At 52.9% G+C, this 25,849-nt stretch carries 21 protein-coding genes and 2 pseudogenes; 12 read left to right on the top strand and 11 right to left on the bottom strand.

Annotated features, from left to right (window positions below; genetic code table 11):
- Position 1: 1 nt before the first annotated feature.
- Genes entA through entC form a run of 4 tightly spaced genes read right to left on the bottom strand, consistent with a single transcriptional unit; the run spans position 2 to position 4,414 of the window.
- Positions 2–748, bottom strand: coding sequence for a 2,3-dihydro-2,3-dihydroxybenzoate dehydrogenase EntA (gene entA, locus A1WG_RS06345; protein ID WP_001011656.1), 747 nt, complete (start codon positions 746–748; stop codon positions 2–4).
- The gene (gene entB, locus A1WG_RS06350; protein WP_001515953.1) at positions 748–1,605 is read right to left on the bottom strand and encodes an enterobactin biosynthesis bifunctional isochorismatase/aryl carrier protein EntB; all 858 of its coding nucleotides are present in this window, start codon (positions 1,603–1,605) and stop codon (positions 748–750) included. Before entB ends, entA begins: the two co-directional genes overlap by 1 nt.
- A 13-nt stretch (positions 1,606–1,618) precedes the next feature.
- Complete coding sequence (entE, locus tag A1WG_RS06355) at positions 1,619–3,229, bottom strand: (2,3-dihydroxybenzoyl)adenylate synthase EntE (protein WP_001515952.1); 1,611 nt, start codon at positions 3,227–3,229, stop codon at positions 1,619–1,621.
- Between the two features lie 9 nt (positions 3,230–3,238).
- Complete coding sequence (entC, locus tag A1WG_RS06360; RefSeq protein ID WP_001515951.1) at positions 3,239–4,414, bottom strand: isochorismate synthase EntC; 1,176 nt, start codon at positions 4,412–4,414, stop codon at positions 3,239–3,241.
- 188 nt (positions 4,415–4,602) lie between these two features.
- Between entC and fepB the strand changes: the two genes are divergently transcribed.
- Positions 4,603–5,559: a Fe2+-enterobactin ABC transporter substrate-binding protein gene (fepB, locus tag A1WG_RS06365; protein WP_001515950.1), complete on the top strand. Its 957-nt coding sequence runs from the start codon at positions 4,603–4,605 to the stop codon at positions 5,557–5,559.
- Between the two features lie 3 nt (positions 5,560–5,562).
- On the opposite strand, the gene entS is transcribed toward fepB, so the two are convergent.
- Positions 5,563–6,813, bottom strand: a complete 1,251-nt coding sequence (gene entS, locus A1WG_RS06370; protein ID WP_001515949.1) for an enterobactin transporter EntS — start codon at positions 6,811–6,813, stop codon at positions 5,563–5,565.
- Positions 6,814–6,923: 110 nt separating this feature from the next.
- On the opposite strand from entS, the gene fepD reads away from it, so the two are divergent.
- Genes fepD through fepC form a run of 3 tightly spaced genes read left to right on the top strand, consistent with a single transcriptional unit; the run spans position 6,924 to position 9,729 of the window.
- Positions 6,924–7,928, top strand: a complete 1,005-nt coding sequence (fepD, locus tag A1WG_RS06375; protein WP_001515948.1) for a Fe(3+)-siderophore ABC transporter permease — start codon at positions 6,924–6,926, stop codon at positions 7,926–7,928.
- Positions 7,925–8,917 carry an iron-enterobactin ABC transporter permease gene (fepG, locus tag A1WG_RS06380; RefSeq protein WP_000640983.1) on the top strand — a complete coding sequence of 331 codons (993 nt, stop codon included), beginning with the start codon at positions 7,925–7,927 and terminating at the stop codon, positions 8,915–8,917. The genes fepD and fepG overlap by 4 nt, the downstream gene beginning before the upstream one ends.
- Positions 8,914–9,729, top strand: a complete 816-nt coding sequence (gene fepC, locus A1WG_RS06385; RefSeq protein WP_001515947.1) for an iron-enterobactin ABC transporter ATP-binding protein — start codon at positions 8,914–8,916, stop codon at positions 9,727–9,729. The genes fepG and fepC overlap by 4 nt, the downstream gene beginning before the upstream one ends.
- Here the strand turns inward: fepC and wzz(fepE) are convergent.
- From wzz(fepE) to fes, 4 genes are all read right to left on the bottom strand, one after another.
- The gene (wzz(fepE), locus tag A1WG_RS06390) at positions 9,726–10,859 is read right to left on the bottom strand and encodes an LPS O-antigen length regulator Wzz(fepE) (RefSeq protein WP_001515946.1); all 1,134 of its coding nucleotides are present in this window, start codon (positions 10,857–10,859) and stop codon (positions 9,726–9,728) included. The genes fepC and wzz(fepE) overlap by 4 nt on opposite strands.
- Positions 10,860–11,074: 215 nt before the next feature.
- A complete protein-coding gene (entF, locus tag A1WG_RS06395; protein WP_001515945.1) occupies positions 11,075–14,956 on the bottom strand; it encodes an enterobactin non-ribosomal peptide synthetase EntF in 3,882 nt (1,293 codons plus the stop codon).
- A complete protein-coding gene (locus A1WG_RS06400) occupies positions 14,953–15,171 on the bottom strand; it encodes an MbtH family protein (RefSeq protein ID WP_000885802.1) in 219 nt (72 codons plus the stop codon). The genes entF and A1WG_RS06400 overlap by 4 nt, the downstream gene beginning before the upstream one ends.
- Positions 15,172–15,173: 2 nt before the next feature.
- Positions 15,174–16,376, bottom strand: coding sequence for an enterochelin esterase (fes, locus tag A1WG_RS06405; RefSeq protein WP_001515944.1), 1,203 nt, complete (start codon positions 16,374–16,376; stop codon positions 15,174–15,176).
- Positions 16,377–16,620: 244 nt separating this feature from the next.
- On the opposite strand from fes, the gene fepA reads away from it, so the two are divergent.
- Positions 16,621–18,861 carry a siderophore enterobactin receptor FepA gene (gene fepA, locus A1WG_RS06410; RefSeq protein WP_001515943.1) on the top strand — a complete coding sequence of 747 codons (2,241 nt, stop codon included), beginning with the start codon at positions 16,621–16,623 and terminating at the stop codon, positions 18,859–18,861.
- A gap of 174 nt (positions 18,862–19,035) precedes the next feature.
- A complete protein-coding gene (entD, locus tag A1WG_RS06415) occupies positions 19,036–19,656 on the top strand; it encodes an enterobactin synthase subunit EntD (protein WP_077633338.1) in 621 nt (206 codons plus the stop codon).
- Between the two features lie 125 nt (positions 19,657–19,781).
- Here entD and A1WG_RS22675 read toward each other — a convergent pair.
- Positions 19,782–19,967: pseudogene (locus A1WG_RS22675) on the bottom strand (Hok/Gef family protein); the annotation flags it as partial.
- Between A1WG_RS22675 and A1WG_RS25325 the strand changes: the two are divergent.
- From A1WG_RS25325 to ybdG, 6 genes and pseudogenes are all read left to right on the top strand, one after another.
- Positions 19,900–20,167 (top strand): annotated as a pseudogene (locus A1WG_RS25325) (hypothetical protein). The pseudogenes A1WG_RS22675 and A1WG_RS25325 sit on opposite strands and share 68 nt — an antisense overlap.
- A 219-nt stretch (positions 20,168–20,386) precedes the next feature.
- Positions 20,387–21,505: a YbdK family carboxylate-amine ligase gene (locus A1WG_RS06420; RefSeq protein WP_000056358.1), complete on the top strand. Its 1,119-nt coding sequence runs from the start codon at positions 20,387–20,389 to the stop codon at positions 21,503–21,505.
- A gap of 65 nt (positions 21,506–21,570) precedes the next feature.
- Positions 21,571–21,819, top strand: coding sequence for a DUF1158 domain-containing protein (locus tag A1WG_RS06425; protein WP_001515941.1), 249 nt, complete (start codon positions 21,571–21,573; stop codon positions 21,817–21,819).
- A 64-nt stretch (positions 21,820–21,883) separates the two neighbouring features.
- Positions 21,884–22,252 carry an MmcQ/YjbR family DNA-binding protein gene (locus A1WG_RS06430; RefSeq protein WP_000360970.1) on the top strand — a complete coding sequence of 123 codons (369 nt, stop codon included), beginning with the start codon at positions 21,884–21,886 and terminating at the stop codon, positions 22,250–22,252.
- 92 nt (positions 22,253–22,344) lie between these two features.
- Positions 22,345–22,998, top strand: a complete 654-nt coding sequence (gene nfsB, locus A1WG_RS06435) for an oxygen-insensitive NAD(P)H nitroreductase (RefSeq protein WP_001515940.1) — start codon at positions 22,345–22,347, stop codon at positions 22,996–22,998.
- A gap of 107 nt (positions 22,999–23,105) precedes the next feature.
- Positions 23,106–24,353 (top strand): mechanosensitive ion channel YbdG, encoded by a 1,248-nt coding sequence (gene ybdG / locus A1WG_RS06440; protein ID WP_001153127.1) that lies wholly within the window; start codon positions 23,106–23,108, stop codon positions 24,351–24,353.
- 96 nt (positions 24,354–24,449) lie between these two features.
- On the opposite strand, the gene pheP is transcribed toward ybdG, so the two are convergent.
- On the bottom strand, positions 24,450–25,832 hold the full coding sequence (pheP, locus tag A1WG_RS06445) for a phenylalanine transporter (RefSeq protein WP_000786335.1): 1,383 nt from the start codon (positions 25,830–25,832) through the stop codon (positions 24,450–24,452).
- Positions 25,833–25,849: the final 17 nt, after the last annotated feature.

Here is a 25,849-nt window from a genome sequence, read left to right as displayed (position 1 = left end):
GTTATGCTCCCAGCGTTGAGCCGCCATCCACCACGATATCCTGTAGCGTGATATGGCTGGCGAGATCGGAGGCGAGGAACAAAATCGTGTTGGCGATCTCCTGCGGACGGGCGATTTTCCCCAGTGGAATGCCAAGCTTAAACTGCTCACCAAAGCCGCGAATACGCTGCTCTTCCGCGTCATCGCTCACCCACAGCGTGCGTTGCATGTCGGTGTCGGTGGAACCCGGCGAAACCACGTTGCAACGTACTCCACTACCTGCCAGTTCCAGCCCGACGCTCAACGCCAGACTTTTCAGCGCCGCTTTCGACGCGCCATAAGCACTCATACCAATACGCGGCGTGTGTGCGGCATCGGACGCTACCGTAACAATCGCTCCACCCCGCTGACGGCGAAACTGATTCATGGTCTGTTGAAACAGGTTAAACGCACCGCCGACGTTGACCGCAAAAGTCTGCTGCCAGTCTTCTTTACTCAGTTGGTCTGTCGCGCCCATGCGCAAAATTCCTGCCGCATTGACCAGCACGTCCAGGCGCTGCGTTTCGCCTAACAGCCGCTGGCAGACTTGCGCCACCTGCCCGGCATCAGCAACATCCAGCACTTCAGTCGCAAAGGGATAATGCTCCAGCGTGAATGCCCGATCAAAGCCTGTGACTTTTGCTCCCGCTTCAACAAACGCCAGCGCCGTGGCATAGCCGATGCCTTTCCCCGCGCCGGTTACCCAGACATTTTTGCCGCTGAAATTCATTATTTCACCTCGCGAGAGAGTAGCTTCCACCAGGCGTCGATGGTCGGATTTTTCGCCAGCATGACAAAATCGATATCGCCATGCACTTTGCGCCAGCGCGCCGCCAGCGCCATCATGCGCACCGAATCCAGACCGTAGTCGATCAGGTTGTCGTCATCAAACGGTTCATCAGATTCATCCAGCAACGGCAGAACCACCTCGCGCAGCTCCGCTTTACTGGCAGGGATCGGTGCTGGCAGTAACTCTTCAGTCATCACCACCCGACCGGAACGCCCGGCAACATATTTCAGCGACATCAAATGCTCGTCACGGCTGAAATCGGCCAACGCATCAGCCACCATAAACGGTTTAATATCGCGCATAAACGCGTCGGTCGCAGTGGTCATACAACCGATGTGCGCATACACTCCGGTAATAATCAGTTGGTTACGTCCGCTCTCTTTAAGCATTTGCTCCAGCGGGGAACGATGAAACGCGCTGTAGCGCCACTTCACCAGCACTGTATCGTCAGCATCTGGCGTCAGGCGATCCACCACCTTTTGTTGTTCCGGCGAACGCGTCAGGCCCGGCCCCCACATATCATTCAGCAGCGCCCGATCTTCATCGCTCTGCTCTTTTGGCTGGGCAGTGTAATAAACCGGAATATTGTGTTGCTTACAGTAGTCACGCAGGGCGGCAATATTAGCGATCACCTGCTCCATCATCGGGCAGTTATCGCCCCAGAAGCTGACAAAATAGTCTTGCATATCATGGATTAATAGCGCAGCACGTTGCGGTTCAAAGGCCCAGTCGACTTTATTTTGCGGAATATCGTGAGACTCCGGCAGTGCGTAAGCCTGTAATTTTGGAATAGCCATCGTGTTCTCTCCTTCAGGCTGATGCGCGTGACGCCAGCCACTGACGTAATTGTTTTTTATCGACTTTCCCGACCGCCGTCAGCGGAAGTGAATCCACACACTCCACGCGATCCGGTAATTTAAATTCGGCAATACCCTGTTCACGCAGGAAACGACGCACCTGCACCGCACGCAGCGGCTCTTTTACCACCAGATAAGCGCAGCTTTTTTCGCCCATCAGCTCATCTTCCATGCTCACCAGCGCGGCATAGATCACCGCCGGATGGCGCAGTAACAGGTTTTCGATCTCTTCGGCAGCGATCTTCTCACCGCCACGGTTGATCTGATCTTTCTCGCGCCCCTGCACAATGATGTAACCGTCTGGATCTATGGAGATCAGATCACCGGAACAGTAAAAACCGTTGGCGTCAAAGGCATTGGCATTGTGCTGCGGGCTTTTGTAATAACCGCGGAAGGTGTACGGCCCACGCGTCATCAGACGCCCGACTTCCCCTTGTGGCAATGGATTTCCGTCGGCATCGGCAACCCACACTTCATCGTCCGGACACATTGGGTAGCCCTGGGTATGGATAATTTTCTCCGCGCTATCATCAAGACGGGTGTAGTTCACCAGCCCTTCCGCCATGCCAAACACCTGCTGCAACTGGCAGCCAATCTCTGCGGGAATACGCGCCGCCAACGTGGCAGAAAGACGCGCGCCGCCGACCTGTAACAGTTTTAACGAGGCGAGTTGCGCCCGACTTTCGCCCTCGCTCAATGCCTGTAACCACAGGCTGACTGCCGGTGGCACCAGTGCGGTAACGTTAACCTGATGTTTGGCAATCAATGGGAAACAGAGCGTGGCGCTGGGATCGTCCGCCAGAACCACTGTGCCGCCTGCGAGAAAAACCCCCAGCGATCCAGGCGAACTCATGGCGTAATTGTGAGCCGCCGGAATCGCGCACAGGTAGCGTGTCTGTTGCGTGAACTGACAAATCTCGACGCTACGGCGCACACTGTAGTAATAGTCATTATGGGTACGCGGGATCAACTTCGGCGTGCCGGTCGTGCCGCCGGAAAGCTGGAAATACGCCACTTCATCGGCAGGCGACGGAGTGGCAGTAAAACCGTCTGCCGGGTGGTTAATCGCATCCTGCAAATTGTGCTCGCCGCTGTCGTTCAGCAGTTGCACCACGCGAATGGAGGAATGCTCTGCAACAAATGTATTGAGGAAATCATCCCCGCTAAACAGCGCATGTTGGCGATCGGCAATCAGTAATGCCGGTTCAATCTGGCTGGCATAGGCGTTCAGTTCGCTACGCTGATGGCTGAACAGCGCCAGCACCGGCGCAACGCCCAGTTTCAGCAACGCGAAAAAGGTAATGTAAAGTTCAGCGACGTTACCTAAGTGTACCAGCGCGGTTTCACCAGGTTTAATGCCCTGACGGCGCAAACTACACGCGAGGTTATCAGCCGCTTGATTCAACTGGCGATAACTCAACTGCCGCTCGCCGTCGATAACCGCGACGCTGTCACTCTCAGCATGTCGCGTCAGAATGTCAGTTAGTGGCAAATCCTGCCAGTAGCCTTTTTCCCGATAGCGACGGGCAAATTCTTCCGGCCAGCGGGTGAATGGAATGCTCATCCTCACTCCTTAATGCAATCCAAAAACATTCAACATGGTAGAAAGTTTGACGCCCGTTTCGCGCCACTCCCCCAGCGGTGACGACGCAGGCACAATCCCCGCACCGGCAAACAGACGCACCTGATTTTCCCGCAGCTTCGCGCAGCGGATGGTCACTACCCACTCGCCGTTACCTTCGCTGTCGCACCAGCCAACAATGCCGCCAAACAGTTCGCGGTCGAACGGCTCCAGTTCAGCAATAACCTGGGTCGCGGCCTGATGCGGGAAACCGCTCAGCGCGGGGGTCGGATGCAGCAGACAGGCCAGCGTCAGTGCGTTTTCTTGCGAATTCGCTTTACCTTCAAAGGGCGTTGCGAGATGCCACAGCGTCGGCGTGGTGATCAATTGTGGAGAGGAGGGAACGTGTAACTCACTGCTGCGCTCGCGCAGTACCTCTTTCATCGCCTGGGTCACCAGTTCATGTTCATGGCGATCTTTTTCCGACGCCAGCAGACGATTACCCGCTTCGCGATCGAGCACTTCATCCGGCTGACGACGCGCGGAACCGGCTAACGGAATCGAGCTAAAACGCTCGCCATCTTTACGCAACAGCAGTTCCGGGCTGGCTCCGAGCAGGACGCCACCATCGGCCAGCGGCACATGGAAGTTGTAACTAACCGGGTTTTGCGCGATCAACCGTTCCAGCAGTACGCCGCTGTCGATGGCGGCATCGGTGGTGATATCAATCAACCGTGACAACACCACTTTGTCGACTTGCGGTGTGGCGGTAAGTGCGGCAGCGCGGGCAACCATCTGTTCAAACGTGGCTTGTTCCGGAATTGCCTGCCGTTCAACCACATTCAGCGACTGGCTGCGGGTAAAACGGCGCGCAGAAGCTTGTTTTTCCTGGCGGGAGAATGGCTGCCAGGATTCGGGAATATACAGCGATGAAGGTTGACGTGGATCGAAGGGGATTGCCCCGACCATCACTGGATTTTTAATGCCCTGCGATTTGGCATTAGCAAACAGGGCGGTGAGTCTTTGCTGGAAGGGACTGTCTAGCGAATCCCCGTTCACAGCCGGTTCATCAAAGCGGGCGAAACATCCTGACGTCGTAAAACTGCGGTACGGCGACATAAAGAAAAAGCGATTGGGCGCAAGTGTTGCCATGGTCTGCTGTACTTCCTCAGCCAGTGACGTATCCATATCATCCTCCACAAAATGATAAAGGCTTTAATAATGATTATCATTTATATTTTCGGTCGCTAACCTAAAAGCAAACAGCCACTATGTCAACTCTTGCCGCAACACAATCTACGACTCGGGCTTGCATCTGCTTGTCGTTACAATGAAAATGAGAAGCATTAACTTCACTAATAACAGGACGCTGATTCGTGAGACTCGCCCCGCTCTACCGTAAGACCCTTTTCTTAGCAGGACTTTTGCTTTCAGGAATATCCGCAGTGCAGGCCGCCGACTGGCCGCGTCAGGTGACTGACAGCCGCGGCAGCCATACGCTGGAAAGCCAGCCACAGCGCATCGTCTCAACCAGCGTCACGCTGACGGGGTCGCTGCTGGCGATAGACGCTCCGGTGATTGCCAGTGGTGCAACTACGCCGAATAACCGCGTCGCGGACGACCAGGGATTCTTGCGCCAGTGGAGCGATGTTGCGAAGGAACGCAAACTGCAGCGCCTCTATATCGGAGAACCGAACGCCGAAGCGGTAGCCGCACAAATGCCGGATCTGATTTTGATTAGCGCAACCGGCGGCGATTCTGCAATGCCACTGTACGATCAGCTTTCCACCATCGCGCCGACGTTAATTATCAATTACGACGACAAAAGCTGGCAGTCGCTGTTAACGCAACTTGGCGAAATTACCGGGCATGAGAAACAAGCGGCAGAGCGGATTGCGCAGTTTGATAAGCAACTGGCGGCAGCGAAAGAGCAAATCAAATTACCGCCGCAGCCGGTCACTGCCATTGTTTATACTGCTGCTGCACACAGCGCCAATCTCTGGACGCCGGAATCAGCACAAGGGCAGATGCTGGAACAACTCGGCTTTACGCTGGCGAAACTGCCTGCGGGCTTAAACGCCAGTCAAAGTCAGGGCAAACGCCATGACATCATTCAGCTTGGTGGAGAAAATCTGGCTGCCGGGTTAAACGGTGAGTCGCTGTTCCTGTTCGCCGGCGATCAGAAAGATGCCGATGCAATTTATGCTAATCCGCTGCTCGCGCACCTGCCTGCAGTACAGAACAAGCAGGTTTATGCACTGGGAACCGAGACGTTCCGTCTGGATTACTACAGCGCCATGCAAGTGCTGGAACGACTTAAGGCGCTGTTCTAAGCATTAACTGTCGGACGCTGCCGCTTGTGGTGGCGTCTGGCGAAAACGGCGCAACTCCACCAGCACCAGCAACAACAATACACCGATAATCAACAAGCCAAAGCCACTGACACTGGCGGATGTAACCGGTGTCATCATCGCCCCCAGACCGCCCAGCAACGCCGCACCAATCGCATCGCCCGTCACGTTCTGCGCCGTCCACAAACCGTTAATCCGCCCTAACATCGCTTCCGGAGTTTGCGTTTGCAGCATTGTATATTGCAGCAACGAACTGACCGCGCTCAGCCAGCCGAACAGCGCCAGACAAACCACGCCCGGAATCCACATTGGCATCAGGCCAAACAAACCAATGGCGAGAAATGAACCTAATGTGGAAAGCAGCATTAACAATCCTGGCCGCACGCTATGCGCCAGTTTCCCGCTAGTCAACGCCCCGATTGCCGCACCGAGCGGAATTGCCGCATAGAGAAAGCCAATCTGCGCCGCCGACATCTGCCAGTTGATTGCCAGCGCCGGATACAGTACCCGCACCGCACTCGCCATCGTCAACAACCCACCCAACAGCGCAATGCCGCCCACCAGCGGGCTGGCGAGCAGAAAACGAAAGGCTGCCAGAAGCGATTTCAGCGGATGCTCACGCGGCTGCGGTGGCGGCGGCAGTGCCGGAAGGCTTAACAGAGGCAGTAAAGTGATGAACGTTCCTGCCGCCGCCAGCCCGTAGTTCCAGGCGACGCCGCCAGTCGCCAGCAGTAAGCCACCCATCATGGGCGAAATTACCGATCCCAGGCGCACGGTCAACATGGTAATCGCCCCGGCCTGCATTAAGTTTTCCCGCCCAACTAGCGCAGGCGTTGCCGCCAGCAGCGCCGTAACGCCCAGCGAGGCAAAAAAACCATCCCATAAACCGAGTAAATAGATTGCCAATAGTGATGACTCCGGCAACAGCGCGTTCAGGCACAGACCAATAAAGCCAATACCACAGGTGCCGCGCGCCAGCAAAATCACTTTTTTGCGCTCATAACGATCCGCCAGCACACCACCGACCATCAGACCGACAAACATCGCGCCGCCGGTCAGCGTCACTGAAAGCCCAACCTGCCAGGTGGAATTCGTCATCATCTGGATCTGCACCGGCACCGCGACGCCGAGCAACCCCAGAGAAACAATTGAGATAAAACGAGCGAGGAATACTGCGCGAAACACCGGGTGCGTTTTCAACAGGCTGAGGTTAAGCAGCCAGGATTGTTTATTCATTACAATGCCTTGCCATCAAATATTTTAAATACCTATTCTTAGGCTGCACATGCTAACATATCCAAATAAGATCGATAACGATAATTAATTTCATTATCATGGAAGTTCGTATGTCTGGTTCTGTTGCCGTGACACGCGCCATTGCCGTGCCCGGATTGCTGTTATTACTGATTATCGCGACGGCATTAAGCCTGCTCATTGGGGCAAAATCACTCCCCGCCTCCGTGGTCCTGGAGGCACTCTCCGGCACCTGCCAGAGCGCCGACTGCACCATCGTGCTCGACGCGCGACTGCCGCGCACCCTTGCCGGATTGCTGGCGGGCGGAGCGCTTGGCCTTGCCGGGGCGTTAATGCAAACCCTCACCCGAAACCCGCTTGCCGATCCCGGTTTGCTTGGCGTGAACGCCGGAGCCAGCTTTGCCATTGTGCTCGGCGCAGCGCTGTTTGGTTACTCTTCCGCCCAGGAACAACTGGCGATGGCTTTCGCTGGCGCGCTGGTGGCCTCGTTGATTGTTGCCTTTACCGGCAGCCAGGGCGGCGGGCAGTTAAGTCCGGTGCGTTTAACCCTGGCGGGCGTGGCGCTGGCGGCGGTACTGGAAGGGCTGACCAGCGGCATCGCCCTGCTTAATCCTGACGTCTACGATCAGTTGCGTTTCTGGCAAGCCGGTTCACTGGATATTCGCAACCTCCATACCTTAAAAGTGGTGCTGATCCCGGTGCTGATCGCCGGAGTAACCGCACTCTTACTGAGTCGTGCGTTAAATAGTTTAAGTCTGGGAAACGACACCGCGACGGCGCTGGGTAGCCGCGTAGCGCGCACACAGTTGATTGGTCTGCTGGCGATTACTGTGCTTTGCGGTAGTGCGACGGCAGTGGTGGGTCCAATTGCCTTTATTGGCCTGATGATGCCGCATATGGCGCGCTGGTTGGTAGGAGCAGATCATCGCTGGTCACTCCCCGTTACACTACTCGCCACGCCTGTCCTGCTGCTGTTTGCCGATATCATCGGGCGTGTGATTGTGCCCGGCGAGCTGCGCGTTTCCGTGGTCAGCGCCTTTATTGGCGCACCGGTATTAATCTTCCTCGTCCGACGTAAAACGCGAGGTGGCGCATGATTTACGTCTCTCGCAGATTACTCATAACCTGTTTGTTGCTGATTACCGCCTGTATCGTGGCGGGCATCTGGGGATTACGCAGTGGTGCTGTGACACTGGAAACATCGCAGGTATTCGCCGCGCTGATGGATGATGCTCCCCGCAGTATGACAATGGTCGTCACCGAATGGCGCTTACCGCGCGTGCTGATGGCGCTGTTAATTGGCGCGGCGCTGGGCGTCAGCGGCGCTATTTTTCAGTCGCTGATGCGTAACCCACTCGGCAGCCCTGACGTGATGGGCTTTAACACCGGGGCGTGGAGCGGCGTGCTGGTGGCGATGGTACTGTTTGGTCAGGACCTGACGGCTATCGCCCTGGCAGCAATGGCGGGTGGCATTGTCACTTCACTACTGGTCTGGCTGCTCGCCTGGCGTAACGGTATCGACACCTTTCGCCTGATTATTATCGGTATCGGCGTTCGCGCCATGCTGGTGGCCTTTAATACCTGGCTATTGCTTAAAGCCTCATTAGAGACGGCGCTAACGGCGGGTTTGTGGAATGCCGGCTCGCTCAACGGCCTGACATGGGCGAAAACCTGGCCTTCCGCGCCAATCATTATTTTGATGTTAATTGCCGCAGCCTTGCTGGTAAGGCGGATGCGCTTGCTGGAGATGGGCGATGATACTGCCTGCGCGCTGGGCGTCAGCGTCGAACGCTCGCGTCTGTTAATGATGCTGGTGGCGGTGGTGCTTACCGCTGCTGCAACTGCACTGGCGGGGCCGATCTCCTTTATTGCGCTGGTCGCGCCGCATATTGCCCGACGCATTAGCGGCACCGCTCGCTGGGGGCTGACCCAGGCGGCGCTATGTGGCGCGCTGTTACTGCTGGCAGCAGACCTCTGCGCTCAGCAACTGTTTATGCCGTATCAACTTCCGGTTGGCGTCGTCACCGTCAGCCTCGGCGGTATTTACCTTATCGTCTTGTTAATTCAGGAGTCTCGCAAAAAATGACCGAATCAGTAGCCCGTTTGCGCGGCGAGCAGTTAACCCTGGGATATGGCAAATGTACCGTTGCGGAAAATCTGACCGTAGAGATCCCTGACGGTCATTTCACGGCGATTATCGGGCCAAACGGCTGCGGTAAATCCACGTTGCTGCGCACGTTAAGCCGTCTGATGACACCCGCTCACGGGCATGTCTGGCTGGATGGCGAACAGATTCAGCGTTTCGCCAGTAAAGAGGTCGCACGCCGGATTGGTCTGCTGGCGCAAAACGCTACCACGCCGGGCGACATCACCGTTCAGGAGCTGGTAGCGCGTGGGCGCTATCCGCATCAGCCGTTGTTTACCCGCTGGCGGAAAGAAGATGAAGAGGCGGTTACAAAAGCGATGCAGGCCACGGGAATTACTCATCTGGCGAATCAAAGCGTGGATACCCTCTCCGGCGGGCAACGACAGCGAGCGTGGATCGCGATGGTGCTGGCCCAGGAAACGGCGATTATGTTGCTCGATGAGCCAACGACCTGGCTGGATATCAGTCATCAGATTGATTTGCTGGAGTTGCTCAGTGAACTAAACCGCGAGAAAGGCTATACGCTGGCTGCGGTGCTGCACGATCTCAACCAGGCCTGTCGTTACGCCAGCCATTTGATTGCGCTGCGAGAAGGAAAAATTATCGCCCAGGGTGCGCCTAAGGAGATTGTCACTGCCGAATTAATTGAGCGTATCTATGGTTTGCGCTGCATGATTATTGATGATCCCGTGGCAGGAACACCATTGGTGGTGCCGCTCGGACGAACGGCACCTTCAACCGCGAAGATTTAAACTAAGTGGCCTTCCATCATGGCATCCTGTTTTCTGGATGCCATTGCATGGCGCAAAAGCACGCTGCCACACGCAACCATACCGCCGACCAACGCGGCAAGGATCACAATAATCGCTTTGCCAGGACCGTCTTTTTTCACCGGCAAACTCGGACGCAACTGATATTTAAACGGCGTAAAATTGACATCGCTGACATTTGCTTTTGTTAATTGCTCAACAAGATACTGGCGATTACGTAAATCACCGTTCAGTTCGGCAACATCGGTGACCGCTTTTTCAATTTCCAGTTTACGCTCAATACCGTCTGCGCCGAGAGAAATAGAGAACTCAGGGTCGTCTTTTACTGCCTGACCATTACTGTAAACGGGTTTTTTAATTCCTGCCGCATTAGCAATATCGAGTGAATAATTGAGGCGCTGAATATTTGCATCAAGATGGTTTCTGGTTTTAATCCGATCCTGGGCCAGTTTTTCTTTTTCGAACTGGGTTTTAATTTCCAGTTTATTACGCACATTTTCTAGCGACTCTTTCACCACCAACGTAGAGATATAATCGATATACCCTGCCAGAACGGTCTGGGCTTCTTCACTGGTGGGCGCGGTAAAACTTAGCGTCCAGGAAGTATAAAGTGTCGGCTCATCTTTTTTCTTACTGGCATTGTCATCAACCGCTTTCATTTTTTCGCTCAATGCGACAATAGCGCGATGCAAATCCAGTTCGTCGATTTTCGCCTCTTTTAGTTGGTCCATAACATAAGGTGATGAACGCAGATACTCTTCCAGTAAGCTAACCGACTGAAACTTTTTAATAAAAAGATTGAAAACACCGCCGCGGTCGATATTGACATCGAGATCCAGCACGCGGAGTTTAGTGAAAGTTTTCTCCAGGTCTTGCCACTGAACAGCCTCTGCGGGGGTGATGACAGCCGAACTGGTCCATTTTTGCGGCAGGATGAAAGAGATAAGTAAACCTGCGCAGGCAAACGCAAAAACGACTGCCATGACCGTTTTTTTTGCCTGCCATAAAATGTCGATTAGATTAAGTAAATCAATTTCATTATTACTGGGCGACGCCAGGTGATAATCGGGAAAATGAGAGTCACTTCCCTGCTTAATATTCAGTGATGACATGCGGTATAACCTGAAAATGAGTCCAATATGAGTAAATCTCCATAGCGCTCACTTTACCAGTTGGTGAGAATTATCCGAAGCTGAAGTTTGTAAATTCCACGCACGAACGCAATATTTGGAGCATTTTCAGTCAATCCACTCAGGGGGTATTAATATGATAAATAATAAAATCCATAATTATTTATCATAATTATGGATTTGTATTTAAGATAAAGTTATTTATTTAGTATCGTATGAATTATTGGCCCGATTTTTTCAAACGTCATTGGCGATATAATATCCACGTGCGCGCAATCCTGGCGATAAATATCCAGATCTGCAATCCACGGTGACCAGGCGCGCTCCGGGCTGACACCTTCCGGTAATGTACGCTCAGCAACAAACAGCGTGGCTTTACCATCAAATGGCACACTATGAGCAGTGGTCAACAATCGCACCGCATCAGCATAGTTGCCTTCAATGGAGGTAAACAGCTCCGTTGAAGTGCTTCCCTGCTGTGCCGCCAGGAACGCCTCGCGCTCGCGGTTAATCTCCGCCAGCACTTCCGGATCCAGACCGTTGGCTTCTTTTTCCTGCCAGTTTTGCGTTTCTGGTGGCCAGGTATCCAGCAAACCAAGAAATGCTACCTGTTCGCCACGAGCACGCAGTCGCGCCGCGATACCCTGCGCCAGCGTACCGCCCAGCGAATAACCCAGCAAGTAATAAGGGCCACGAGGTTGTTGTGCCAGTAATGTTGCCAGATGCGCTTCGCATACCTCATCCAGGTTTGTCGCCGTCTGCATGGGGCCATTGGGGCGCGGTGACTGAATACCGATAATCGACCATTGTGGGTCGAGATAACGCGAGAGCACGCTAAACTGCCAGGCAAAACCGGACGCCGGATGGAAACAGAACAGCGTCAGGCCATTGCTTTCACGCAGTGGAAGAACGGTTTCAAATCCCAGACGCTGGGCGTTTTCTGCTCCGCCATCAATAATCATTGCCAGTTTAGCGACGGTTGATGCCACCATCACCTGCCCCGGTGTGACCTGGCGAGCAAACTGTCGACTTAACTGCGCTGCCAGTTTCATCGCCAGTAGCGAATGACCGCCAAGAGCGAAGAAATCAGCGTCGGCATCCTGCACGTCACAACCCAGTAATGACGAAAACGCTTCAGCAATAATCGATTCACTGCCCGTTTTCAGCGCACGTCCCGACGTATGGGCTTTTAGTTCCGGCAACGGCAGAGCTTTGCGATCCAGCTTGCCATTGGCGCTGAGCGGCAACTGCGCAAGTTGCAGCAGAACTACAGGCACCATATGCGGCGGCAATGTTTCGCGCAATTGCGCCTGCAGTGCAGTGGTATCCAGCGGCAAACCTGATTGCGACACCAGATACCCCACCAACTGACGCGCATCACCGCCGGTTGCTGCCGCCTGGTTAATGACACAAGCGTGGGTAACGGCCTGCTCGACATCTGGCAGCGCCTGCATCACGCGATCGATTTCACCCAGTTCAATACGCTGACCACGGATTTTTAGCTGATCATCACTGCGCCCGAGATACTCCACCGCGCCATTTTCCAGCCAGCGAGCCACATCGCCAGTACGATACATGCGTTCACCAGGAGCGAACGGATCGGCAATAAAACGGCTGGCTGTGAGATCGGGTCGTCCAAGATAACCCTGCGCCAGTTGGATGCCGGTGAGATAGAGATCTCCCGCAACACCCGGCGGTACTGGATGCATCATCGCATCAAGAATGCGCAGCCCCGTGTTCCAGACCGGATAGCCAATCGGTACGCTGCTACCACTCACCGCCGCCAGTTCATCGCCAAAGGCCGGATACCAGCTCACATCCACCGCCGCTTCTGTAGGGCCGTAGAGATTATGTAACGGCGTGCCGGTTAATTGCTGCCACTCACGGCATAAATCGGTCGGTAATGCTTCGCCACTACAGAACACCTGTTTCAACGTCGCGCAACTTTGGCGAGCGGTTTCCGCTGTCAGCGAAGCAACAAACGCCGCCAGCATCGACGGTACAAAGTGTGTGGTCGTCACGCCGTATTCGGCAAAAAACCGTTGCATAGCGAGCGGATCGCGGTGCGCTTCCGGCTCTGCCATTACCAGTTTTGCCCCAGCGATAAACGGCCAGAAAAATTCCCATACTGAGACATCAAAACTGCACGGCGTTTTTTGAGCAACGACATCTTCACCTGTCAGCGGGTAATGGTTTTGCATCCATAACAGGCGATTAACGATAGCCTTCTGCCCGACCATCACCCCTTTCGGCCTGCCGGTAGAACCGGAAGTAAAGATGATATAAGCGGTGTGGTGCGGCTGCGAAAGTTGCAGTGGCGCACTGTCGTGAGGGGTAAGTGGGGCGTTATAGCAAAGGCGGGTTAAATTTGCTACATCGCTAAAGCGCGGCAGTTGATCGTCGCTGGTGATTAACAACGACGGGCGTGCATCTTCCAGCATCATCTTCAGACGATCGTCCGGATAGCCCGTATCCAGCGGTAACCAGGCCGCGCCTGCTTCAACAATCGCATGTAATGCCAGGGTCAAAAAGACCGAGCGCGGCAATGCCACCGCTACGCTGTCGCCGGGTTTAACGCCGCGCTCACGCAGCAGATTAGCCAGCGCTACCACCTGCTCGCGCATTTCCCGATAGCTGAACTGGTAATGTGCATCTGCCAGAGCCGGAGCATCCGGCGTTTTCGCTGCCTGTTCTGCCACCAGCGCGCTCAGTGTGGTTTCAGGAATATCGACCTGGGTGGCGTTGATCTGCGCCAACTGAGCATATTCGTCTGGCAGCATAATATCGACATCGCCACACAACAGCGTCGGATCCGCGGCAAATTGCGCAATCAGCATTTTCAGGCGTTCAGCGTGCTGGATTAACGTTGATTCATCGTAACGTTGTTTATTGGCGAGGATTTCAATACTCAAATCACCGTGTTCATCCGGGAACAGCGCCAGTTCAAGGTCATTAACCGGACCGGTTGCCAGGGTGTGAGTTTGCGACTGCACGCCAGGAATATCCAGTTGATAATCAAATACCTTGATATTGAGTACCGGGCCGAAAAGCGGTTCCTCTCCCGCCGCACGTCCGCTGTCACGCACAATTTGTTCCGCATCATAACGTTGATGGCGGCGCATCTTTTTCAACTGCCCTGCCAGCCGGATTGCCAATTGCGGCAGCGTTTCTTGCGCTGCAATGTGAATACCCAATGGCAAAACGTTGAGCACAGGTCCGGTTGCCGTCAACGCCGCCGATCCCAGGCGACGCATAAAAATAAATCCGGCGGCATAGTCCATGCGGTTGCATAATCGCCCCAGCCACAAGGCTGCCAGTGCAAGAGCCAGATCGGTACGTTGTACATCTGGTAATTGCGTAGCCAGTTGGCGGAATTCACCGTCAGTAAATTCCAGTTTCAGGCGCAGAATATCCGCCGAAGCGTTACGCCCGGGCAAAGGTGCGGAAGAGAGTGAAGCTGGCGGCGGCAACTGACAGCGCTGTTCTGCCCAGAATGCTGCATCACGCTGCCAGGCGTCGCTTTCGCGGTACTGCTGGTACTCTTCCACCACTTCAGCAAAAGGAGTAAACGGCGAAACAGGCGTTGGTTCGCCCCGCAGCCATGTGCAGTAAATGTTGGCAATTTGGCGGGTAATCGCCGGGAAACTGAAGCCATCAACCAGCAAATGGTGATAACGTTGATACCAGTACCAGCGGTTATCCGCAATCTGAATGAGCTGATGAAACACCAGCGGTTTACCGCTATCGACGCGCAGGTTTTGGTGTAAATCAGCCTGCATCAATGCCAGCGCAGTACCGTGAGGATCAATGTTGGTACGCAGGTCGATAATTTCTGGCTGTTCGAACGTCATCGCGTCATCGACCCATTGCCAGACTTCGCCGTTATCTTCCGTAAAACGCATCCGCAGCGTATCAGCCTGTGCTACCCCGGCAACCACCGCGCGGGCCAGTAATGGCGCATCAATATCTCCGGTTAATTCAACGTAATGCGCCACGCTCCAGGCGGAAGGTAAATCAGACAGTTTTTCTGCCATCCAGATGCCAGATTGCGCTGCAACCAAAGGTAAATGCTGACTCATTGCGCCTCCTGCGGCTGGGTGAAATTCGCGGGTGTCAGAGTATGCCAGTTAGCTTCCAGCCACTGCTGGCAAGCTTGCTGCGACTGCGGTTCACAAACAACGTCCCAACCCGCCGGTAACGCGCACGGTTGCGGCCACAGACTGAATTGCCCCTGCGCATTGCGCAAAACGTAAAACGCTCCCTGTGGATCATCGAAGGGATTACTGAATGCCATATTCAACTCCTGTCATGGAAAAGCGGTTGCCAGAGGTCGATTAGCCCCTGCATCAAACCGCCGCGCCAACAAAGCGCATCATGTCCGCCGTCAACCTGACGCCAGAAAATGGATTGTTGTGTGGTCTGTAATTGTGCATACAGCGCCTGGTTAGCTCGCATAATCACCGGTTCGCGAATCCCGGCCTCCAGCACTATGCGCAAGCCTTCAGCACTAACATCGCCTGATTTAAGCTGTTCGATCAGTTGCCCCTCCGGCTGCCCACTCCGATGCGGCCACCAGTACGATCCCGACTGGCTTAATACACAGCCAAAACGTTCAGGCCAGTGCAGTCCGGCATACAGTGCTGAAAGGCCGCCAAAACTTTGCCCGGCGACCACGGTACGATCAGCACGATCGCTGAAAGGGGTAATGGCTTTCACCAGGGGTAATAACTCTTGCTGTACTGCCAGCCAGAAATCAGCATTACACGGAAGTTCGCGTGCACGGTGCGCGGTGTCGATGGCATCGATCAACACATACACAGCAGGTGGAAGTTGCTGACGGCGGGTCAACGAAGTCAGCGGCGACCAGACGGGCATGCTTTGCGCCCAAAATTCACCATCGAGCAGAATGGCTAACGGACGCTCTTCGGCTGGTACATCGCCGGTGGTAAAAATCCATACACGGCGTGAATTTCCCAGCCGTTCACTTCTCCAGGTAATTTCCCTGGCTGAATTTTCTGGCGTTTGCCGGCAATCCCAACCAGGTTGCAGGGGCGCTTGCGGCATTTCGAGTGCGGAAACAGCGTGCCCTCGCCCTCCTTTCCAGCTTTGCGGATTCAGCGGATCGGCTATCGCCTGAGGGAGTAATTTTTGCCATCCCTCGCGTAATTCGAGGCGATCTGGTGATGGTGTAGAAAAAATGTCAGCACGTTCGGTGGGAATAAAACAGTAGCTGCCGCGCCAGTTGGCATTAAGTTGTGTCGTCCACTGCCAGACATCGGTGCCTGCTATGCGTTGCATCGACTGGGGCTGGCTGTTCTGATGATGATCGGTAACACCAGTGATATAGACCCATACGCGCTTTATCGCTGAGCGTTCTTCAGAACCTTGTGGGTCACGCCACCAGAAAGTGACCTGATACATTTCGTCATTAAGACGCTGCCATTGCGGGCCATGTTTCGACTGCCACCAGCTATCACTTCCCACCTTTAACGCCGTCACATCATAACCTTATGTTTATTGTGAATTTTTTCACTGATCACAGAAATATATTGATAATATTATTGATAACTATTTGCATTTGCAATAGCGTATTGGCGCGCTATGTCAAGCGCGGGCATTAATTAACCAACTGCACTGCGTGTCTTTCAGGAATCAAAGGTTTTCGCAGTGACGGGCGACATCAATCCAGCTTACGTCTCTTTAGACCGTTGGAATTCGTGGCAAAAATGCAGGAAAAAAAACAATGAACAAGAAGATTCATTCCCTGGCCTTGTTGGTCAATCTGGGGATTTATGGAGTAGCGCAGGCACAAGAGCCAACCGATACCCCTGTTTCACAGGACGATACCATTGTCGTGACCGCCGCCGAACAGAACTTGCAGGCTCCCGGCGTTTCGACCATCACCGCAGATGAAATCCGCAAAAACCCGGTGGCCCGCGATGTATCGGAAATCATCCGTACCATGCCAGGCGTAAACCTGACGGGTAACTCCACCAGCGGTCAGCGCGGTAATAACCGCCAGATTGATATTCGCGGCATGGGTCCGGAAAACACCCTGATTTTGATTGACGGTAAACCGGTCAGCAGCCGCAACTCGGTACGTCAGGGCTGGCGCGGTGAGCGTGATACCCGTGGCGATACCTCCTGGGTGCCACCTGAGATGATCGAACGTATTGAAGTTTTGCGTGGTCCGGCGGCGGCCCGTTACGGTAACGGTGCGGCAGGTGGCGTGGTTAACATCATCACCAAAAAAGGCAGTGGCGAGTGGCACGGTTCCTGGGATGCTTATTTCAATGCCCCTGAACATAAAGACGAAGGTGCCACCAAACGCACCAACTTCAGCCTCACCGGTCCACTGGGCGACGAGTTCAGCTTCCGTTTGTACGGCAACCTCGACAAAACGCAGGCCGACGCGTGGGATATTAACAAAGGTCATCAGTCCGCACGTGCAGGAACCTATGCAACTACCCTACCAGCCGGGCGCGAAGGGGTGATCAACAAAGACATTAACGGCGTAGTTCGCTGGGACTTCGCACCGCTGCAATCGCTGGAACTGGAAGCAGGTTACAGCCGCCAGGGCAACCTGTATGCGGGCGATACCCAGAACACCAACTCTGATGCTTACACTCGCTCTAAATACGGCGATGAAACCAACCGTCTCTATCGCCAGAACTACTCGCTGACCTGGAACGGCGGCTGGGATAACGGCGTGACCACCAGCAACTGGGTGCAGTATGAACACACCCGTAACTCGCGTATCCCGGAAGGTCTGGCGGGCGGCACCGAAGGAAAATTTAACGAAAAAGCGACGCAGGATTTCGTCGATATCGATCTCGATGACGTGATGCTGCATAGCGAAGTTAACCTGCCGATTGATTTCTTCGTTAACCAGACGCTGACGCTGGGTACGGAGTGGAATCAGCAGCGGATGAAGGACTTGAGTTCCAACACCCAGGCGCTGACCGGAACGAATACCGGCGGTGCTATTGATGGTGTGAGTGCCACCGACCGTAGCCCATATTCAAAAGCAGAAATTTTCTCGCTGTTTGCAGAAGACAATATAGAACTGACCGACAGCACCATCGTAACGCCGGGGCTGCGTTTCGATCATCACAGCATTGTCGGTAATAACTGGAGCCCGGCGTTAAACGTATCGCAAGGCTTAGGCGATGACTTCACGCTGAAAATGGGTATCGCACGCGCCTATAAAGCGCCGAGCCTGTATCAGACTAACCCGAACTACATTCTCTACAGTAAAGGTCAGGGCTGCTATGCCAGCGCAGGCGGCTGCTATCTACAAGGTAACGATGACCTGAAAGCAGAAACCAGCATCAACAAAGAGATTGGTCTGGAATTCAAACGCGACGGCTGGCTGGCGGGCGTGACCTGGTTCCGTAACGACTATCGCAACAAGATTGAAGCGGGCTATGTGGCTGTAGGGAAAAATGCGGCAGGCACCGATCTCTATCAGTGGGATAACGTGCCGAAAGCGGTGGTTGAAGGTCTGGAAGGATCGTTAAACGTGCCGGTTAGCGAGACGGTGATGTGGACCAACAACATCACTTATATGCTGAAGAGTGAAAACAAAACCACGGGAGACCGTTTGTCGATCATCCCGGAATATACGTTGAACTCAACGCTGAGCTGGCAGGCGCGGGAAGATTTGTCGATGCAAACCACCTTCACCTGGTATGGCAAACAGCAGCCGAAGAAATATAACTACAAAGGCCAGCCAGCGGTTGGCCCGGAAACCAAAGAGATTAGCCCGTACAGTATTGTTGGCCTGAGTGCGACCTGGGACGTGACGAAGAACGTCAGTCTGACTGGCGGCGTGGATAACCTGTTCGACAAGCGTTTGTGGCGTGAAGGGAATGCCCAGACCACGGGTGATCTTGCCGGTGCGAACTATATCGCAGGTGCTGGCGCGTATACCTATAACGAACCAGGACGGACATGGTATATGAGCATTAATACTCACTTCTGATACTAACGTCAGATTGTTGACAAAGGGCGTGTCGTTCATGCCGGATGCGGCGTGAACGACTTATCCGGCCTACAAAATCTTGCCAATTCAAATATATTGCAGAACCACGCAGGCCTGATAAGCGTAGCGCATCAAGCAGTTTTGCGTTTGTCATCAGTCTCTAATATGGGCGAAATGAAAACCACGCATACCTCCCTTCCCTTTGCCGGACATACGCTGCACATTGTTGAGTTCGATCCTGCAAGTTTTCACGAGCAGGATTTGTTCTGGCTGCCGCATTACGCACAACTGCAACATGCCGGACGTAAACGCAAAGCCGAACATTTAGCCGGACGGATTGCTGCTGTTCATGCGTTGCGGGGATATGGCTATAAATGTGTGCCCGCAATCGGTGAACATCGCCAACCACTTTGGCCTACGGGCTTATACGGCAGTATTAGTCACTGCGGGGATACGGCTATAGCAATCGTCTCTCACCAACCGATTGGTGTGGATATCGAAGAAATTTTTTCTGCACACACAGCCAGAGAATTGACAGATAACATCATTACCCCCACTGAACGCGAGTTTATTACAGGCTGCAATTTACCTTTCCCTGTGGCACTTACACTGGCATTTTCAGCAAAAGAGAGTGCATTTAAGGCAAGCAAGATACAGACCGACGCAGGATTTCTAAATTATCAGGTGGTTAACTGGAATAAACAGCGAATCATTATTCGTTGGGAGGACGAGATGTTTGCTGTGCACTGGCAGATAAGAGGAAAACACATCATAACGCTGTGCCAACACGATTAATGGATAACTCTTGCTGTGGCTCGCCCGCAGCCATCACTGAGCGCGGGCGAAAGTGTAAAGCAGGTGCCCTACCATTCCTGACCTGACAACCGGATATGCAGGGATTTCTCCCCGCACAGCGGCGATTTCTTCGGTTCGTAAGCGAGAACAGCCTTAAACTCAATATTACGTTCCTTTACGGTGAACTCACACAGCGAGTCTCCGACCAGAAGCGTAAATCCCAGTACCGTCAAACACAGTACTATGACTGCCACAAGGGCATATTTCGTCAGCGTGTTTATATTGCCTCCATGCGAAGAAGGGACTAGCATCCAAATTGTTCAGGTTTGGGTAGGTAGCCCCAGGGTTGATAGAAATATCTCCTGGGCTTCATCTTTCCAGACCTCAGAGTAAACCTGAAACCGGAAAGCTTCAGGCACCCGCGGTTATCTTACCCTTCCTTAGCAAAATAACTATTTATTTATACAGTAAATCCTGTTTCGGGCTTTCCACAATTCATCAGATCAACTGAAGCTGAGCCAGTTTTTCTGTACGCCCCAATCGTCAAAATTCTTCGCCACCAGCCAGCTCTGCCATAACTTGTCACATTGCAAAAGTAACCAAATTGCTTCAGTAGTAAGTAGCAATCAGTTCATCATCACCAAAAAAAGAAACATTCCAGAACTTCCGCATCTCGCCCAGCCGCGCCCACTTCTATACTGAAACGAAAACGCCCACATAAGAGAAACCTATGTCATTACCCGATTTTCATATTTCTGAACCTTTTACCCTCGGTATTGAGCTGGAAATGCAGGTGGTTAATCCGCCGGGCTACGATCTTAGTCAGGACTCTTCAACGCTAATTGATGCGGTAAAAAGTGAGATTAGCGCCGGGGAAGTGAAGCACGATATCACCGAAAGTATGCTGGAACTGGCAACTGGTGTTTGCCGTGATATCAACCAGGCTGCCGGGCAATTTTCAGCAATGCAGAAAGTCGTTCTGCAAGCTGCGGCGGAGAATCATCTGGAAATTTGCGGTGGCGGTACGCACCCATTTCAGAAATGGCAGCGTCAGGAGGTGTGCGATAACGCACGCTATCAGCGGACGCTGGAACACTTTGGTTATCTCATTCAGCAGGCGACTGTTTTTGGTCAGCATGTTCACGTTGGCTGCGCCAGTGGCGATGACGCCATTTATTTGCTACACGGCTTATCGCGCTTTGTGCCGCACTTTATCGCCCTTTCTGCCGCGTCGCCGTATATGCAGGGAACAGATACCCATTTTGTCTCCTCACGGCCAAATATCTTTTCCGCCTTTCCCGATAATGGCCCGATGCCGTGGGTCAGTAACTGGCAGCAATTCGAAGCCCTGTTTCGCTGCCTGAGTTACACCACGATGATCGACAGCATTAAAGATTTGCACTGGGATATTCGCCCCAGCCCTCATTTTGGCACAGTAGAAGTTCGGGTGATGGATACCCCGTTAACCCTTAGCCATGCGATAAATATGGCGGGATTGATTCAGTCCACCGCTCACTGGCTGCTGACGGAACGCCCTTTTAAGCATCAGGAAAAGGATTATCTGCTGTATAAGTTCAACCGTTTCCAGGCCTGCCGCTATGGTCTGGAAGGCGTTGTTACCGATCCACACACCGGCGATCGTCGGCCACTAACAGAAGACACCTTACGATTGCTGGAAAAAATCGCCCCTTCTGCGCATAAAATTGGTGCGTCGAGTGCGGTTGAGGCTCTGCATCGCCAGGTCGCCAGCGGTCTGAATGAAGCACAGTTGATGCGTGATTTCGTTGCCGATGGCGGCTCGCTGATTGGGCTGGTGAAAAAGCATTGTGAGATTTGGGCCGGAGACTAAGTCGGGAATTGCCTTACAGAAGAATATCCCTGACAATGGTGTTTTAACTTACATTTAACAATGTTATGAAACATCCTTTAGAAACCTTGACCGCCGCAGCAAGCATTTTGTTGATGGCTTTCCTCTCTTGCCTGCTGCTGCCCGCCCCCGCGCTGGGGCTGACGCTGGCACAGAAACTGATGGCCACGTTCCATCTGATGGATCTGAGTCAGCTTTACACTTTGTTATTTTGTCTGTGGTTTTTAGTGCTGGGCGCTATTGAATATTTTATTCTTAGATTTATCTGGCGACGCTGGTTCTCGCTGGCGGATTAAACATCGATTATCGCCGCGGTTCGCGGCATACTTTGCTTATTCTCCTTCGCCTTAAGGAAAGTTTATGGATAAGCAATCACTGCTTGAAACGGCGAAACGCCTGGCGCTTGAGCTGCCTTTCGTCGAGCTTTGCTGGCCGTTTGGCCCGGAGTTTGATGTTTTTAAAATTGGCGGCAAGATTTTTATGCTGTCGTCAGAACTGCGCGGCGTCCCCTTCATAAATCTGAAGTCCGATCCACAAAAATCCCTGTTAAATCAGCAGATATATCCGAACATTAAGCCTGGATATCACATGAATAAAAAGCACTGGATTTCGGTGTATCCCGGCAAGGAAATCTCCGAAGCGTTACTTCGCGATCTGATCAACGATTCATGGAATTTAGTGGTTGATGGCTTAGCCAAACGCGATCAAAAAAGACTGCGGCCAGGCTAAAACGTAAATCTATAGAGCATTTTTCTCGCTTACCATTTTACTTCGATCCTTGTAATCTGCTGGCACACAAATGTCTTTCACAAGGAGTCTTTATGGATATTATTTCTGTCGCCTTAAAGCGTCATTCCACTAAGGCATTCGATGCCAACAAAAAACTTACCCCAGAACAGGCGGAGCAGATCAAAACCCTGCTGCAATACAGCCCTTCCAGCACCAACTCCCAGCCGTGGCATTTTATCGTTGCCAGCACTGAAGAAGGCAAAGCGCGTGTCGCCAAATCCGCTGCCGATAATTACGTGTTCAACGAACGTAAAATACTTGATGCCTCGCACGTCGTGGTGTTCTGCGCGAAAACCGCAATGGACGATGCCTGGCTGAAGCTGGTTGTTGACCAGGAAGATGCTGATGGCCGCTTTGCCACGCCGGAAGCGAAAGCCGCGAACGATAAAGGCCGCAAATTCTTCGCGGATATGCACCGTAAAGATCTGCAAGATGATGCAGAGTGGATGGCAAAACAGGTATATCTCAACGTCGGTAATTTCCTGCTGGGCGTTGCGGCACTGGGTCTGGACGCGGTGCCAATCGAAGGTTTTGACGCCGCGATCCTCGATGAAGAATTTGGTCTGAAAGAGAAAGGCTACACCAGTCTGGTGATCGTTCCGGTGGGTCATCATAGCGTCGAAGATTTTAACGCTACCCTGCCGAAATCTCGTCTGCCACAAAGTATCACTTTAACCGAAGTGTAATTCTCCCTTGCCGGGCATCCGCCCGGCTATTTATCCTCAGATTTTACTTATTTGCATAACCCCCTTTCACCCGTCATCATAGGCCGCTGTTGTATAAAGGAGACGTTATGCAGGATTTAATATCCCAGGTTGAAGATTTAGCGGGTATTGAGATCGATCACACCACTTCAATGGTGATGATTTTCGGTATTATTTTTCTGACCGCCGTAATAGTGCATATTATTTTGCACTGGGTGGTACTGCGTACCTTCGAAAAACGCGCCATCGCCAGCTCACGGCTGTGGTTGCAAATCATTACCCAGAATAAACTCTTCCACCGTTTAGCTTTTACCCTGCAGGGGATTATCGTCAATATTCAGGCGGTATTCTGGCTGCAAAAAGGCACCGAAGCGGCTGATATCCTGACCACCTGTGCGCAGTTGTGGATCATGATGTATGCGCTGCTTTCAGTCTTCTCCCTGCTGGATGTTATTTTAAATCTGGCTCAGAAATTCCCGGCGGCAAAACAGTTGCCGTTAAAAGGGATATTTCAGGGGATCAAACTGATCGGCGCGATTCTGGTCGGCATATTAATGATCTCACTGCTGATTGGTCAGTCACCGGCAATTCTGATCAGTGGTCTTGGCGCGATGGCTGCCGTACTGATGTTGGTGTTTAAAGATCCGATTCTTGGTCTGGTTGCAGGGATTCAGCTTTCCGCGAACGATATGTTGAAACTGGGCGACTGGCTGGAGATGCCAAAATACGGCGCGGATGGCTCAGTGATCGATATCGGCTTAACTACCGTCAAAGTGCGTAACTGGGATAATACCATTACCACTATTCCCACCTGGTCGTTAGTATCCGACTCCTTTAAAAACTGGAGCGGGATGTCAGCCTCTGGCGGTCGACGTATTAAACGCAGCATCAGTATTGATGTCACCAGTATTCGTTTTCTTGATGAAACCGAAATGCAGCGGCTGAATAAAGCGCATTTGTTGAAACCCTATTTAACCAGCCGCCATCAGGAAATTAACGAGTGGAATCGCCAGCAAGGTTCTACGGAGTCAGTATTAAACCTGCGCCGAATGACCAATATTGGAACGTTTCGCGCCTATCTGAACGAATATCTACGCAATCATCCGCGGATTCGTAAAGATATGACCTTAATGGTGCGCCAGTTAGCTCCCGGCGATAATGGTTTACCGCTTGAGATCTATGCGTTTACTAATACTGTGGTGTGGCTGGAATATGAAAGCATTCAGGCTGATATATTCGACCACATATTTGCCATCGTCGAAGAGTTTGGTCTGCGACTTCATCAGTCACCAACCAGCAATGATATTCGCTCCCTGGCAGAAGCATTTAAGCAGTAATTAAAAAACCGCTCTCATCGAATGAATGAGAGCGGCTTCAAATTGTTGACATCATTTTGTCGGATGCGGCGTGAACGCCTTATCCGACCTACACTATTATTTCGCTTTCCGGCGCAGTGTTTTAAACGCCACAAACAGGAACACAATCCACACCGGCAGCAAAATTGCCGACAAGCGCATATCATCCATCGTGCACATCAACAGCAAAATCATGCCGAGGAAGGCAATGCAAAGATAGTTGCCAAACGGATAGAGCAGCGCCTTAAACTGTGTTTCACGTCCCTGACGTCGCATCGCTGCACGAAAACGCAGATGCGCCAGGCAGATCATAATCCAGTTCAACAGCAAGGTTGCCACCACCAGTGCCATCAGCAAACCAAACGCTTTTTGCGGCAACAGATAGTTGATCAACACCACCAGTGAGGTGATCGCCCCGGAAAGCATCAGCGAGTTGATCGGCACGCCGCGACGGCTAACACGGGTAAGGAACTTCGGTGCGTTACCCTGGACGGAAAGGCCAAACAGCATCCGGCTGTTAGAGTAAACCCCGCTGTTATACACTGACAGCGATGCCACCAGAATGACGAAGTTCAGCGCAGAAGCCACCACGTTGCTGTCGAGGTTATGGAAAATCATCACAAACGGGCTACTGTTAGATTTCACTTCCACCCACGGGTAGAGCGCCAGTAATACCACCAGCGAACCGATATAAAACAGCAAGATACGATAAACCACCTGATTTACCGCCTTCGGGATGCTTTTTTCCGGATCGCGCGCTTCAGCGGCTGTGATCCCAATCAGCTCCAGGCCGCCGAAGGAGAACATGATCACCGCCAGCGACAAAATCAGCCCGTTCCAGCCAGTGGCAAAGAAACCACCAAAGCGCCAGAGGTTATCGATACTGGCTTTCTCGCCGCCGTGACCAGAAAACAGCAGCCACAGACCAAAACCGATCATGCCGATAATCGCCAGCACTTTAATCAGCGCAAACCAGAACTCGGTTTCGCCATACAAGCGCACGTTCACCAGGTTAACGGCGTTGATGATAATAAAGAAGGCGGCGGCCCAGACCCACGTAGGAACATCCGGGAACCAGTACTGCATATAGATGCCCGCAGCGGTCAGCTCTGCCATTCCCACCAGCACGAACATTACCCAATAGTTCCAGCCGGAAAGGAAGCCTGCAAACGGTCCCCAGTATTTATAAGCAAAGTGGGCAAACGAACCGGAAACCGGCTCCTCAACCACCATCTCGCCAAGCTGGCGCATAATCAGGAAAGCGATGATCCCGGCGACGCCGTAGCCCAGCAACACGGCCGGCCCCGCCATCTGAATCGCCGGGCCAATGCCAAGAAACAGACCAGTACCAATTGCACCGCCCAGCGCAATCAGTTGAATATGACGGTTATGTAATCCCCGATGAAGCGTCGGCTCTTGATTCGACGCGGTATCTTCCGATACGGTTGACGCGTTTTTCACGCCTTTCCCCTGTGTGT

Source organism: Escherichia sp. KTE96 (genome assembly GCF_000408525.1).
Taxonomy (GTDB): domain Bacteria; phylum Pseudomonadota; class Gammaproteobacteria; order Enterobacterales; family Enterobacteriaceae; genus Escherichia; species Escherichia marmotae.
This window is presented reverse-complemented; position numbering and strand designations above follow the sequence as displayed.